The sequence below is a fragment of the Arthrobacter sp. alpha11c genome (genome assembly GCF_054149985.1).
In genome coordinates, this window is the sequence record NZ_CP196747.1 from 4,268,802 (window position 1) to 4,281,849 (window position 13,048).

Here is a 13,048-nt window from a genome sequence, read left to right on the forward strand (position 1 = left end):
GCGCTCGACCGCACGCTGCCTCCTACTTCACTTGCCGGACAGCGTCCCGCCACCACGCCACTGTTGCTGCGGCAGCTTCCGGGAGGGGCGTCGGTTCCAAGCCCAGGAGGCGCTGGCTTTGCGAGGAATCCATCACGAACGGCCGCTCGAACTGGTAGAGCATCTCTGCAAGCTCCCGCATGTCGGTCGAAACGAGACCTGCGGTCCTCAACACCCATCCCGGAATAGCACTCACCCTCGGAACAGCAACGCCAGCAGCCTCAGCGAACGCCGCCGCAAGCTCGCGTTGGGTTAGCGCCGGGCCGGTCGGTGCGTGGAGCACGGTGTTCCAGAGCTTTGGGTTCCGCGCCGCGGCGATCATGGCCGCCGCCAGGTCAGGGACATACGTGAACGAGTGCGGTTGCCGAGCGCTGCCAATCACCTGGACCGACTTTCCCTCCACAACCAGCGGGACCATGCGTTCGCCTGCATGCGCGGTACGGACCAGCGGGCCGAAGAAGTCGCCGGCCACCACGCTCACAGTATTCGCAGCATGCATCTGCCGAGCGTTCAGCAACTGGGTTCTAATGCCTCGTTTGCCGCCCGACGCCGCCCGTGGACCCGCTTCGGTCATCGCGCTGTCCGGCTCGCTGTAGGAGTAGAGGCTCTCTGGAAATACGACGACGGCGCCCGCGGCTGCCGCTGCATCCATCACCACTTGTTCGGCTTGCGGGAGTTCGGCCGCCCATACTGCGGCACGATAGGCGGATCCGTGAATGCAATGGAAGACCGCGGCGGCGCCGTTGAGTGCTTGGCTTAATTGCTTGGGATCGGAGACGTCGACGCGCATCCGTTCAATGAGGGGATGGTCCGGGCCGCTGCCGGATCGAGTCAGAATGCGAACGTCTTCCCCCTGCTCAGCGAGTTGTCCGGCGACGGTCCAGCCAACGGGTCCTGCTCCTGTGACGACGTACATGCTGATCTCTTTCCTAGAAGTCCATTGAACGAAAGCGAGAGCACTGCTCTCTAAATTCAGAATGACCCTCAACAATGGCAAAGTCAAGAGCACTGCTCTCACTTGTTGATGGTGCTCTCTCTTGTGGCAAGCTGGTTTCATGCCTTCCACAGCGCCCAGCGCCGAAGCTGCCCCTAAGGCCCAGCCGAAAGCCAAACAGCCAACTCCCCGCGAGCGTGCACGGGCACAGACCATCGCCGATATTGTGCGAATTGGCAGGGAACACTTGGCGCTACATGGCGCCGCGGGGCTGTCGCTGCGGGCTGTTGCCCGGGACCTTGGCGTCGTTTCTTCGGCCGTTTATCGCTACGTGGAAAGCCGGGACGAACTCCTCACGCTCTTGCTCATCGACGGCTACAACGAGCTCGGCGACGAAGTGGATACAGCTGTAGCGGCGGTTCCTGAGAATGATTTCGCAGGTCGGTTCCGTGCCCTGGGTAAGGCTGTTCGTGCGTGGGCGCTCAAGGAACCAGCCAGCTACGCCCTGCTTTTCGGCAGCCCGGTTCCCGGCTATCAGGCACCAGGTGAGCGAACCACGGTTCCCGGAACACGTGTCATCTTTCGCCTCGTGAGCATCTTTGACGCAGCCCATCGGGCGGGTGCTTTGGAGACTGCGGTGAGTCCCGCCGTCGTGATTCCACCTGCTCTGGCAGCAGATATGGGGAACATCCAGACTGAACTTGGGATCAAGGTGCCCGAGTCCGCGCTCGCGCGGGGCGTCCTGGCGTGGACGTCCGTCTTCGGGGCTGTGAGCTTCGAAGTGTTCGGCCAGTACGGGCGCGATACGTTTTCCGCGCGCGAGGAATTGTTCGAGCACCAACTGCTCGTGCTCCAGGGCATGGCGGGGCTGTGACCAGCAGTAGACGGTAAAGTATCAAGATGGTTCGAGGGCTTGCTGACATTGGCGCGGAGGGCATATTGCTCGCCGGTGCCGGTCGCGCCATCCTCCTTCAGATTGCTGATCCAAGGGTGGGGCATGGCGTCGCCGATCACAGCGACTTAGCCCAAAGGCCACAGGATCGTTTACGGGCCACGCTGACTTACGTTTATGCGATTGTTTATGGTTCAGACGAGCAAGTTGCTGCGGTTCGTCGCGCCGTTAACCGCGCCCACGCTCCGGTGCGCCGGAACCCTGACGATGCAACAAAGGGCTACAACGCTTTCGACCCCGAGTCGCAGCTTTGGGTTGTCGCCACCCTTTATGACACCGCCGTCACCGTTTACGAGCAAGTGCACGGACCGCTCGACGACGAGACCGCCGACCGCATGTACCGCGACTATGCGCGCATTGGGACGGCGCTGCAGCTTCCGGCGAACATGTGGCCGCCCGATCGTGCGGCCTTCGCTAGGTATTGGTCATCGCACGTGGACCTGCTTCGAGCTGATGAAAAAGCCCGCAAGATAGCCAAGGATCTGCTGTATCCGGCGGGTGGACCGGCACTCATGCGCCTGGTTATGCCGCTTGCCCGCTTCCTGACCGCCGGCCTGCTTCCGGACCACTTGCGCGAAGGCTTCGGCCTGGCATGGACGCCCCGTGATGACCGCCGCTTCGAGCGGACCATGCGGTGGCTCGGACGCGTCTATCCCCGGCTTCCGCAGCGGATACGGCACTGGCCCAGGGACTACTACCTGAGCCGGCTGGAAACCAGCCCGGCGAAGACCCATGGTAGGTCGCACAATGCGTAATTCGACTTCGGTGGAACAAGACATCGACGACCTCGCGCACCGTTATCTGCAGCACGCCCAAGGCGGCCGACTCCGCATGCGCCTGACCGAGTTCGTAGTGTTCGGACTGAAACAGGCATGGGCCTGCGTCTTCGGGGCAGCACTGCTCGCGGTGATCATCGCAGCCCGCCTCTGGTATCCGGACGACGCCGGCCTGGCGCGGAATGACTTCCTGACCATCGCGGCAGTCGCCATTCAGATCCTGATGATCAGCTTCAAGTTGGAGACACTGCGCGAGTTGCGGGTGATCCTCCTGTTCCACGCGGTGGGAACGGTCATGGAACTGTTCAAGACGGATGTGGGCTCGTGGTCGTACGAGGCCGAGGGCTTCCTCCGGATCGGTGCTGTCCCATTGTTCAGTGGCTTCATGTATGCGGCTGTGGGCTCGTACATGGTTCGTGTGTTCCGGCTTTTTGACCTCCACTTCGACAACTACCCCTGGCGATGGATCACCGCCCTCGTGGCGGCCGGGATCTACGTCAATTTCTTTTCGCACCACTACATCTTTGACGCGCGCTGGGTGCTGCTTGCCGCCGTCGTGCTTGTCTACGGACGTTGTGTAATGCACTTCCGGGTGTTCCGTAAGCGCTTCCGGATGCCCATCTTGGTGTCTTTCCTGTTGGTGGCGCTGTTCATTTGGTTCGCCGAGAACATCGGCACGTGGTCCCATGCGTGGCTTTACCCCAACCAGGTAAATGGCTGGCAGGCGGTCTCGATCGATAAGCTCCTGGCCTGGTTCCTGCTGATGATCATTTCCGTGGTGCTTGTGGCGTGGGTGTATAAACCCGAGCCGCCCTTGGCCAGCTCCACTGGCGCCACCCAAAACCCTGATGCCACGCAAATTCGTCAGGGACACCCGGATATCCGTGTCGCCCGACCGCCGGAGTGACGCTCATCCGTTAGCGTGTCACCACGCCTCCCCCGGGCCGCACTCAGCGAACTCCATCGCGCAAGTCTGCCAGTTCACGCAGGGCGAAACCAGCCTTCGGAGCCGCGTACTTCCGGGGTAAATTTGAGCACGAAAGCCAAACTTGAGCGTACTTCACTCAACTTTGGATTGACATTGAAACGAGGCTGAGTACAGTTGAGTGCAGAACGCTCAACTAGCCGATTGTTGAGTGGGCTCCCGAAAACCCAACCGCCCAGCGGACCGGTGCCGGAGGCAATCTCGAACATCGGCCATTGAAAGGAAACAAGATATGTCACGTGCAGTAGGTATCGACCTCGGAACCACTAACTCCGTGGTCTCTGTCCTTGAAGGTGGCGAGCCCACCGTCATCGCCAACGCAGAAGGCGGCCGCACCACGCCGTCGGTCGTTGCGTTCTCCAAGTCCGGCGAAGTCCTGGTTGGCGAGATCGCAAAGCGCCAGGCCGTCAACAACATCGATCGCACCATCGCCTCCGTCAAGCGCCACATGGGCACCGACTGGTCAGTCGCCATCGATGACAAGAAGTACACGCCGCAGGAAATCTCCGCGCGTATCCTCATGAAGCTCAAGAACGACGCCGAGAGCTACCTGGGTGAAAAGGTCACCGACGCTGTCATCACCGTTCCGGCATACTTCAACGACGCCGAGCGCCAGTCCACCAAGGAAGCCGGCGAAATCGCAGGCCTCAACGTCCTCCGCATCGTCAACGAGCCCACCGCGGCCGCACTGGCCTACGGTCTGGACAAGGGCAAGGAAGACGAACTCATCCTGGTCTTCGACCTCGGTGGCGGTACCTTCGACGTCTCCCTCCTCGAGGTCGGCAAGGACGAAGACAACTTCTCCACCATCCAGGTCCGCGCAACCGCAGGTGACAACCGCCTCGGTGGCGACGACTGGGACAACCGCGTCGTCGAGTGGCTGCTGAACCAGCTCAAGATCAAGGGCATCGATCTCTCCAAGGACAAGATCGCCCTCCAGCGTCTCCGTGAAGCTGCAGAGCAGGCAAAGAAGGAACTCTCCTCCTCCACCAGCACCAACATCTCCCTCCAGTACCTGTCCGTCACCCCCGACGGCCCGGTCCACCTGGACGAGCAGCTGACCCGTGCCAAGTTCCAGGACCTCACCAAGGACCTGCTGGACCGCACCAAGAAGCCGTTCCACGACGTCATCGCTGAAGCCGGCATCAAGGTCTCCGACATCGATCACATCGTCCTCGTCGGTGGCTCCACCCGTATGCCCGCCGTCTCCGAACTCGTCAAGGAACTTGCTGGCGGCAAGGAGCCCAACAAGGGCGTCAACCCGGACGAAGTTGTAGCCGTCGGTGCTGCACTCCAGGCCGGTGTCCTGAAGGGTGAGCGCAAGGACGTCCTCCTCATCGACGTCACGCCGCTGTCCCTCGGCATCGAAACCAAGGGTGGCGTCATGACGCACCTCATCGAGCGCAACACGGCTATCCCCACCAAGCGTTCCGAGACCTTCACCACCGCAGACGACAACCAGCCGTCCGTGGCCATCCAGGTCTTCCAGGGCGAGCGTGAATTCACCCGCGACAACAAGCCGCTGGGCACGTTCGAACTGACCGGCATCGCTCCGGCACCCCGCGGCGTCCCGCAGGTCGAGGTCACCTTCGACATCGACGCCAACGGCATCGTCCACGTGTCCGCCAAGGACAAGGGCACCGGCAAGGAACAGTCCATGACCATCACCGGTGGCACGGCACTGTCCAAGGAAGACATCGACCGCATGGTCCGTGAAGCCGAGGAGCACGCCGCAGAGGACAAGGCCCGCCGCGAAGCTACGGACACCCGCAACTCCGCCGAGCAGCTCGCCTACTCCGTGGACAAGCTGATCGCCGACAACGACGACAAGCTGCCCGAAGAGGTCAAGACCGAGGTCAAGGCCGACGTCGACGCCCTCAAGTCCGCGCTGGAAGGCACCGACGACGCCGCTGTGAAGACGGCGTTCGAGAAGCTGCAGGCTTCCCAGACCAAGCTCGGCGAAGCCATCTACTCTCAGGCAGCCGCAGCTGACGCTCCGGGTGCCGGTGCTGAAGGCGCTCCGGCCGGCGAGAAGACTGCTGCCGACGAAGACATCGTCGACGCTGAAATCATCGACGAAGACGAAGCGAAGAAGTAGCCATGCCCCACCACGGCAACGAAGCAGAGCACTCTGAAGGAAACGAGCCGCGCAAGCCGGTAATCCGGGACAACCGCAAGGTTGACCCGGAAACCGGGGCTGCCCGCCACCCCGAAGGCGAAGCTGCTGCTCCCACCGAAGGCAACGCCGCTCCCACGGAAGGCGACGCTCTCTCCCAGGCTGAGGAAATCCTCAACGGGGTTGAGGTCCCTGCCGAGGAATCGGTAGCCTCCGGCGCCGCGGCCGAAGCCCAGGCAGCGGAGCTCCGCAACGACCTCCTTCGCCTTCAGGCTGAATACGTCAACTACCGCAAGCGCGTCGAACGCGACCGCGCCGTAGCAGGGGAAATGGCCGTCATCGGCGTCCTGAACTCCCTGCTCCCGGTGCTGGACGACGTCGACGCCGCACGCCAGCACGGTGACCTCGAAGACGGCCCCTTCGCCGCCATCGCCACCAAACTGGAGAATGCGCTGAAGACGTACGGACTGGAACGCATCGCGGAAACCGGTGTCGAATTCGACCCCACCATCCACGAGGCACTCATCCAGCAGCCCGGCGAGGACATCGAGGTGGACACGGTCAGCCAGGTGCTGCGCTCGGGATACCGCTCAGGCGAGCGGGTTCTGCGTGCGGCCCAGGTAATCGTGGCTGTACCGGCTTAGGTCTCACCTTGCCGCTACACCGGATATGGGGCGGTGCCCGCTTCGCGGTGCCCTCCACACCGCCGCCCCATATCCGGTTTCGCGCCCGCTGTAAGCTCGCCTGAGGTGAGTTGACCGCAGCGCGGAGTGGAATATGGGCCCCGGGAGTGGCTTCGGGCCTGCCGGAGCGTGGCGGCTCTGGTCCGAAAGGACCGAGCCGCCACGCGTAGGGGCGGGGGCCCATATTCCACGTAGCACAACGCAACATACAACGAAAGGAAACGCTCTTGGCCAGCCAGGACTGGGTTGAAAAGGATTTTTACGCGATCCTTGGTATCGCCAAGGACGCGTCCGACGCGGATATTAAGAAGGCTTACCGCAAGCTGGCGCGGCAGTACCACCCGGATACGAACTCGGGGAATGCAGCTGCGGAGAAGAAGTTTAAGGACATTTCCGAGGCTTACTCGGTGTTGTCGAACCCTGAGGACCGGCAGCAGTATGACGCTATCCGCGCCATGGGTGGTGCCCGGTTCGCTCCGGGTGCCGGCGCCGGGCGTGGTGGTGCTGGCGCCAACGGTGGGTTTGAGGACCTGTTCGGTGGTTTGTTTGGTGGCGGCGGGCGACAGCCTTCGGGTGCCGGTGGTATTCCTCCGGAGTTTGCTGACCTGTTTGGTGGCGGCTTTGGTGGAGGCCAGACAGGGTTCCAGCGTGCTCCGCAGAAGGGCTCGGATCGCACTGCGACGACGTCCATCTCCTTTGCTGGTTCCATCAAGGGCACTACTGTGAGCCTGCGTGAAAGCAACGGCCACGTGATCGACGTCAAGATCCCCGCAGGCATCAAGGACGGGCAGAAGGTCCGGCAACGTGGCAAGGGCAACGCGGGTCCTGCCGGAAACGGTGACCTCATCATCACGGTGAACGTGAAGCCCCACGAGTTTTTCCAGCGCGACGGCGACAACATCCGCATCCACGTGCCTGTCACGTTCGCGGAAGCTGCGCTTGGCGCGACCATTGAGGTCCCAACGCTCGACGGCGACACCGTCAAGGTGCGTGTCCCGGCCGGGACACCGTCGGGTCGTACCCTCCGCGTCAAGGGCCGAGGCGTGAAAACGTCCAAGGCGACCGGTGACCTGCTGGTGACTATCGACGTCGCCGTCCCCCAGAACCTGAACAAGGAAGCGGAGGAGGCCGTGAAGGCATTTGCTGCCGCGACCACCGACGCCAACCCGCGTCACGATCTGGCCGCGAAGGCCCGGTTGTAAGGAGACGGTCATGGCAATCGACGTCAACCAGCCGATCTTTGTCATCTCCGTCGCCGCGGAGCTTGCCGACATGCATCCGCAGACGTTGCGCCAATACGACCGATTGGGCATCGTCTCGCCCAGCCGTGCCCCCGGCAAGTCCCGGCGGTACTCCCAGAACGACGTCGACAAGCTGCGGGAGGTCCAGCGCCTCTCGCAGTCCGGCGTATCGCTTGAAGGCATCAAGCGCATCCTGGACCTTGAAAACCAGGTGGCGGCGTTGCAGTACCGGGTGGCCGAACTGACAGAAGAACTGACCCGGCGCCGGAATCCCTTGGACGCACGAATCTTCGCGGCGGGAGCGGCTGGCGACGTCGTCAGTCTGGCCCGCGGTCAACGTCCCCGTGCGCGGTCGCAAGCCGTTGTGGTGTGGCGGCCGCGGCCCGAGCAGTAGGCCACCTCACTCCAGGACCGTGTCAGCGTGCCTGTGGACCACTTTCCACTCGCCATCCTCATGGCGGTAGACCTGGGTGGCCCTCAGGACCTGGCTCACCGGCTGCCCGGTGACCGAGATTGAGGACCGCTCCAAACCAACGGTGTAGGCCATGTCGCCAACGATGTCGTAGGACTGCAGCTCGAATGAGTAGGCGGTGCAGTCGGAGAACCTGTTGGCCAAGTCTGTGAAAAGCTGCCCGACTTCTTCTTGCCCGACGGCGTTGCGCCAGGCGCCCAGGACGCTCACGGGCTCGTGGCTGGACCAAATGGCCCGACGCGGGGCGGAGTCTCCATTGAGGAGGGCCACCTCAGCGTGGTAAAGCGTAGTCCTGATCCAAGCCAGGAAGTCATCACTCTCAGTCATATCCTCAGTATGCTCCCGCACCATAAGGAGGTACTGCCAGAACCCGTAACAGCGGACACTCCCGCGCCGCCACCAAAAGGAGTGTCATTGATAGGTGACCTCAACCAGCAATCCCAGCCAAATCACGGCTTTGCCCCCGAAGACTTCCACATCCGGTCGATTCGCCCTTGCCGTATCGATGCTCGGGTTCTTCGTGATCACCCTCGATGCACTGATCGTCAATGTTGCGTTGGCTACGATCGGTTCGCAACTTGGTGGAGGCACCGCCGGGCAACAGTGGATCGTGGACGGCTACACGCTGATGTTTGCGTCCTTGTTGCTGTTTGCCGGCAACCTTTCTGACCGCATCGGCGCAAAAAGGGCCTTTACGTTCGGGCTGGTGCTCTTCGTTCTGGCCTCGGCTGCCTGCGCCGTCGCCCCAGCTCTGTGGGTGTTGATCGTCGCCAGGTTTGTTCAGGGTGCCGCAGCCTCACTGATGTTGCCGCCGTCAATGGCCCTGATCCGGGAAGCGTTCCCGGACGCAACCCAACGCGCGCGGGCCATTGGAATCTGGGCGCTTGGGGGAGCGGTAGCAGCTGCGGCCGGACCAGCACTAGGTGGTCTGCTCACAACCGTGGACTGGCGCCTCGTCTTCCTGATCAACGTCCCAGTGGGCATCGTCGCCGTCGCATTACTGGTCAAGGTTCCTGTGTCCCCGGTGCGGCCGGCAACGTTCGACTGGTTGGGACAGATAGCCGCGCTCATAGGCGTGGCCACCCTCATTTTCGGGCTCATCGAGGGAGGGGTTCTTGGGTTCGCGGACCCTGGGGTCATGCTTTCCCTGGGCGGCGCAGTACTTGCGATCACCCTTTTCCTCCTGGCCCAGGCCCGGGGCCAACATCCCATGATGCCCTTGGACCTGTTCCAGTCATCCGGGCTGCGAATCGCCCTGGCGGTGGGTTTCAGCTTCATGGTTGGTTGGTACGGAATGGTGTTCGTCATCAGCCTGTTCCTTCAACAGCATCTAGGCCTGTCCCCTTTGCTTGCTGGAATGGCTTTTCTTCCCGCATCCGTCCTCATCGCCGTCAGCAATGTCGCTGCGGGGCGCATGGCCGCGAGGTTTGGACCAAGGGTTCCGGCAATGATTGGGCAGCTGTTGATGGTGGTAGGCCTTCTGGGAATGCTTCTGGCAGTTCCTTTGGGATCGTTGATGGCAGTGACCATATTGCTCGTGCCGATTGGGGTGGGTGGAGCGTTGGCCATGCCTCCCGTGACGGCGCACGTTCTGGATAGCGTCCCGGCTCACCGATCGGGTACGGCCAGTGCGGTCTTCAATACGTTTCGGCAACTTGGCGGAGCCCTGGGAGTTGCGGTCTTCGGCGCGCTGCTCGCTGGCCCGGCCGGATTTGTGCCCGGTCTGCAAGTGAGCCTGCTGATCGCTGCGCTGCTTCTCTTGGTGACGGCGATCGCCAGCGCTTTCATCCGCCGGACCAATAATGACATCGCCTAACGAATCAGTGAAAGAGAGGCCCCCGATGGCACCCAGCGAAACGGCACGACGGAATCACGACGAACTTTTCCCCGGTCAGCTTCCAGCCTTGGCGGTTACAGACCCCGAGCTCGTGGAGATTTTCAACAACTTCGCTTTCGACGAGGTTTTGAGTCACGGAAAACTGGATACACGGACGAGGCTCATGGTTCAGCTCGCCTCTCTTATCGCTTCACAAGGAACGCGGGAGTACCGTGCGTTGCTCGGAGCGGCCCTTACGGTGGGGGTGACCCCGGTGGAAGTGAAGGAGCTTGTCTACCAAGCAGTACCCTACGTCGGCATGGGCAAGGTTTCGGATTTCCTGCACGCCACCAATGAAATCCTCAAGGAGTACGGGGTGGAGCTACCTGTTCCCGGCCAGTCCACCACCACGCCGAAAGACCGAGGGGAGAAAGGCCTGGCTATCCAGAGGGAGATCGCAGGCGCAGAACGCATCGACGATATGCGCGCCGCTGCGTCAGCTGATGAGATGCACTTCCAGGAGTACCTCGCTGGCAACTGCTTCGGCGATTATCTGACACGCACCGGCATTGATGTTCCAAGGCGTGAACTACTCACGTTGGCCATGCTTGTTTCCCTTGGCGGCTGCGAACCACAGGTCAAGGGGCACGTTCTGGCCAATCTGAACGTGGGTAACAGCCGCGGGCGGATGCTCGACGTCATCACGCAATTGCTGCCGTACATCGGGTATCCCCGTACGCTCAACGCCCTGCGCGTACTCAACGAGACAGTGCCGGCATCCAACGCAGAGTAGGGCTGGCTTCAGCTGTGGATAGTAGCCATAAAAGGACGATAATAAAGTCATGGCACGGCAAGAAGGGCACGTGCTAGTGGTTGGCGTGTAGGCGCTGGAAAGCGCCCCACGCGCGTGTAGTGAGGGAAGATTCCGATGTCGTTGTCGGATGAAGAACGCAGGAGTTTGGAAGAGCTTGAGCGGGATCTCGCTTCATCGGATCCTGACCTGGACCTCCAGCTGAAGTCGGGGCGCCCGCGAGGTGCGGTGGCGCGCTCATTTTTTGGTGTCCTCGCGGTTTTGGCCGGTTTTGCCATGGTCATTGCCGGGATCATCACGCAACTCGTCATTGTGGGCGTGGTCGGATTCCTGCTCGCTGGAACAGGCGCCTACTTACTGTTCAGCAGGATGGTCCTCAGGAGAAGGACGCGACGACACGATGAAGGCAAGCCAGACTAGCCCGGCCGCGGGCTAGTCTGCAGAAATCCGGCTGCCTTCAGTACGTCTCGGGGGGCACATCCGTAGACGAAGCCGCGAGGTCATTCGGCGTGGAAGGGTTCGCTGTCTGCGTGGCCGGCGTGGCCGGCGTGGGCGGCTTGGCAGGGACCGGTTCTCCGGGAGGCACCATCATTCGCCATGCGAGCACGAGGCCTGCCCCGACGCCAGCGATTGCCAAGGCAGCCAACCACCCGGCACGCGGAGAGTTCCGCTGGCTGGTTCGACGACTCAAAGTTTGCGTTGTCCTCTTGACCGCTCTGGCCGCGGTGCGCTGAGCCCTCTTTGCGGCTTTACGGTTCCCGGTCAGCGTGAGCATTACGCCGTGCACCACAGACGGGACATCGGCGTGGTTGATCCGGGACAACGCCCACCCCACAACTGCGTCAGCTTGAGACGACGTGCCCTCCGCTGCGTGCTTCACCCACTCGGCTGCGAGATCCTGCACTGCGGGAATGATGTTTTGTGCTTTGTACATGTGAACCCCTCACGGAGTAGATGGCCCCTTTGCCAGACTACGCTGCGGGCTGCAGGACCAAAAGGTGCCCGAACACACCGTTCCTTCAGGCCGGGATCACGGCGGCCAGCTCCACGGGCTTCTCCAGTCCGGCCCACTTGCCGGTGAGGGTCAATTCGCTGTGGAGCTCCGAAGATGCAGCGGAGCTGGCCGAAGAATCAGCGGCGACATCCACCACCCGGGCAACCTTCAAGCGAAGCTCACCTGCGTCAATGATGGTCACGCCACTGCCAGATACCGGGGCCGAGGCACTCAAGGCGGGAACACCGTCGTCGAGCGTTCCGCTTCCCTTCACGTTGACCGTGCTCGGCCGGGGCTCGGGCTCGCCGTCGACGATCAATGCCGCCTCTTCCTGGCCGGTGAGGATGGCGGTGGCGAGGGCCTTGACGTAAACGGGGTCGGCGCAGGCGTCGTAGACCCACCGCTTGCCAAGGACGGAGTGGTCCATGGTGCCGATGAGCCATTCTTGGGCGCCAGCCAGTTCGTAGCCCCTGTAGCTAAGGGGCACCTGGTAGATGCGGTCGCCGGCGCTGACGACATGCGTCTCAAGCCCTACCTCGCCGGCGGGGTCATCAAAACGGTAGGCCCCAATGAGCTCCGGGGCGCCATCCTGGATGAACCAGGGCTGCGTCGGCAGGTATCCAGCGATGAGTTCGAGCTTGGACGGGGACAGGGTTGCCTTGTGAATAATCGCCATGTTCTCCAGCCTAGGCCAGGGCAGGGTCCGGTTCGATACGGGTCCCGATGCGCGGCCTCGCCCTTGCACTGTTTACAATCGAAGGGACGCGCCGACTATTGAGGGAATCATGAAGAAACTCACCACTGTCTTGATCGCTGCCGGGCTGCTTGCCACGGCTTCAGCTTGCTCTTCGCCGCAGCTGACCACCGCAGAAACGTGTGACCGGGTGGGTGTCGCCGTTGCCAGCCTCCCGAGCAACGCCAGCAAGACCGCAACCATTCGCGTCGCAAACGCCATCCGCCCGATTGAACCGGTTGCTTCCAATGAGATGAAGCCCGTGGTCACTGCCATCCTTGAATACTCGGATGAACTCGTGAAGGAATCCCCGGACGAGAAGAAGATGGGCGAACTCTCCGCCGCTTACCAGGAAGCCGGCACCAAGTACGGCGAGCTCTGCCGCGGCTGATGACGCACGTGGCCTAACGGCTACAACCCCGGATGTTCTCTCACATCACACCCCTTAAACCGGAACCTTCTCTCACATGATGTGAGAGAAGGTTCGGGAAAAGAC

Annotated in this window: 15 protein-coding genes; 11 read left to right on the forward strand and 4 right to left on the reverse strand. The window is 62.1% G+C overall.

The window, feature by feature from the left end:
* Positions 1 to 22: 22 nt before the first annotated feature.
* Positions 23 to 955, reverse strand: a complete 933-nt coding sequence (locus tag ACTAQJ_RS19855; RefSeq protein WP_498698729.1) for an NAD-dependent epimerase/dehydratase family protein — start codon at positions 953 to 955, stop codon at positions 23 to 25.
* Positions 956 to 1,094: 139 nt separating this feature from the next.
* On the opposite strand from ACTAQJ_RS19855, the gene ACTAQJ_RS19860 reads away from it, so the two are divergent.
* From ACTAQJ_RS19860 to ACTAQJ_RS19890, 7 genes are all read left to right on the forward strand, one after another.
* Complete coding sequence (locus tag ACTAQJ_RS19860) at positions 1,095 to 1,847, forward strand: TetR/AcrR family transcriptional regulator (RefSeq protein ID WP_498698731.1); 753 nt, start codon at positions 1,095 to 1,097, stop codon at positions 1,845 to 1,847.
* A gap of 26 nt (positions 1,848 to 1,873) precedes the next feature.
* A complete protein-coding gene (locus ACTAQJ_RS19865) occupies positions 1,874 to 2,680 on the forward strand; it encodes an oxygenase MpaB family protein (protein ID WP_498698733.1) in 807 nt (268 codons plus the stop codon).
* Positions 2,673 to 3,608: a DUF817 domain-containing protein gene (locus tag ACTAQJ_RS19870; protein WP_498698735.1), complete on the forward strand. Its 936-nt coding sequence runs from the start codon at positions 2,673 to 2,675 to the stop codon at positions 3,606 to 3,608. The genes ACTAQJ_RS19865 and ACTAQJ_RS19870 overlap by 8 nt, the downstream gene beginning before the upstream one ends.
* Before the next feature lie 310 nt (positions 3,609 to 3,918).
* Complete coding sequence (gene dnaK, locus ACTAQJ_RS19875; RefSeq protein WP_216926739.1) at positions 3,919 to 5,784, forward strand: molecular chaperone DnaK; 1,866 nt, start codon at positions 3,919 to 3,921, stop codon at positions 5,782 to 5,784.
* A 2-nt stretch (positions 5,785 to 5,786) separates the two neighbouring features.
* Entirely contained in the window at positions 5,787 to 6,446 is a 660-nt protein-coding gene (locus tag ACTAQJ_RS19880) for a nucleotide exchange factor GrpE (RefSeq protein ID WP_223934639.1), read from the forward strand.
* 266 nt (positions 6,447 to 6,712) lie between these two features.
* Positions 6,713 to 7,687, forward strand: coding sequence for a DnaJ C-terminal domain-containing protein (locus tag ACTAQJ_RS19885; RefSeq protein ID WP_498698738.1), 975 nt, complete (start codon positions 6,713 to 6,715; stop codon positions 7,685 to 7,687).
* Between the two features lie 10 nt (positions 7,688 to 7,697).
* Positions 7,698 to 8,120 carry a heat shock protein transcriptional repressor HspR gene (locus ACTAQJ_RS19890; RefSeq protein WP_431116795.1) on the forward strand — a complete coding sequence of 141 codons (423 nt, stop codon included), beginning with the start codon at positions 7,698 to 7,700 and terminating at the stop codon, positions 8,118 to 8,120.
* Positions 8,121 to 8,126: 6 nt separating this feature from the next.
* Here ACTAQJ_RS19890 and ACTAQJ_RS19895 read toward each other — a convergent pair whose 3' ends face one another.
* Positions 8,127 to 8,525, reverse strand: a complete 399-nt coding sequence (locus ACTAQJ_RS19895) for a YybH family protein (protein ID WP_498698742.1) — start codon at positions 8,523 to 8,525, stop codon at positions 8,127 to 8,129.
* 94 nt (positions 8,526 to 8,619) lie between these two features.
* Here ACTAQJ_RS19895 and ACTAQJ_RS19900 point away from each other — a divergent pair, with 94 nt between their 5' ends.
* The 3 genes from ACTAQJ_RS19900 to ACTAQJ_RS19910 all read left to right on the forward strand — a co-directional run bounded on the left by ACTAQJ_RS19900 (position 8,620) and on the right by ACTAQJ_RS19910 (position 11,245).
* Positions 8,620 to 10,014, forward strand: a complete 1,395-nt coding sequence (locus tag ACTAQJ_RS19900) for an MFS transporter (RefSeq protein WP_498698745.1) — start codon at positions 8,620 to 8,622, stop codon at positions 10,012 to 10,014.
* Positions 10,015 to 10,039: 25 nt separating this feature from the next.
* Positions 10,040 to 10,807, forward strand: a complete 768-nt coding sequence (locus ACTAQJ_RS19905; protein ID WP_498698748.1) for a carboxymuconolactone decarboxylase family protein — start codon at positions 10,040 to 10,042, stop codon at positions 10,805 to 10,807.
* A 135-nt stretch (positions 10,808 to 10,942) separates the two neighbouring features.
* Entirely contained in the window at positions 10,943 to 11,245 is a 303-nt protein-coding gene (locus tag ACTAQJ_RS19910; protein ID WP_431116792.1) for a DUF3040 domain-containing protein, read from the forward strand.
* A 37-nt stretch (positions 11,246 to 11,282) separates the two neighbouring features.
* On the opposite strand, the gene ACTAQJ_RS19915 is transcribed toward ACTAQJ_RS19910, so the two are convergent.
* Together ACTAQJ_RS19915 and ACTAQJ_RS19920 are read right to left on the reverse strand one after the other, a co-directional pair.
* Positions 11,283 to 11,759: a hypothetical protein gene (locus ACTAQJ_RS19915; RefSeq protein ID WP_498698750.1), complete on the reverse strand. Its 477-nt coding sequence runs from the start codon at positions 11,757 to 11,759 to the stop codon at positions 11,283 to 11,285.
* Positions 11,760 to 11,844: 85 nt separating this feature from the next.
* A complete protein-coding gene (locus ACTAQJ_RS19920; protein ID WP_498698752.1) occupies positions 11,845 to 12,495 on the reverse strand; it encodes a CG0192-related protein in 651 nt (216 codons plus the stop codon).
* A gap of 109 nt (positions 12,496 to 12,604) precedes the next feature.
* On the opposite strand from ACTAQJ_RS19920, the gene ACTAQJ_RS19925 reads away from it, so the two are divergent.
* Positions 12,605 to 12,943: a hypothetical protein gene (locus tag ACTAQJ_RS19925; RefSeq protein WP_224089164.1), complete on the forward strand. Its 339-nt coding sequence runs from the start codon at positions 12,605 to 12,607 to the stop codon at positions 12,941 to 12,943.
* Positions 12,944 to 13,048 lie beyond the last annotated feature (105 nt).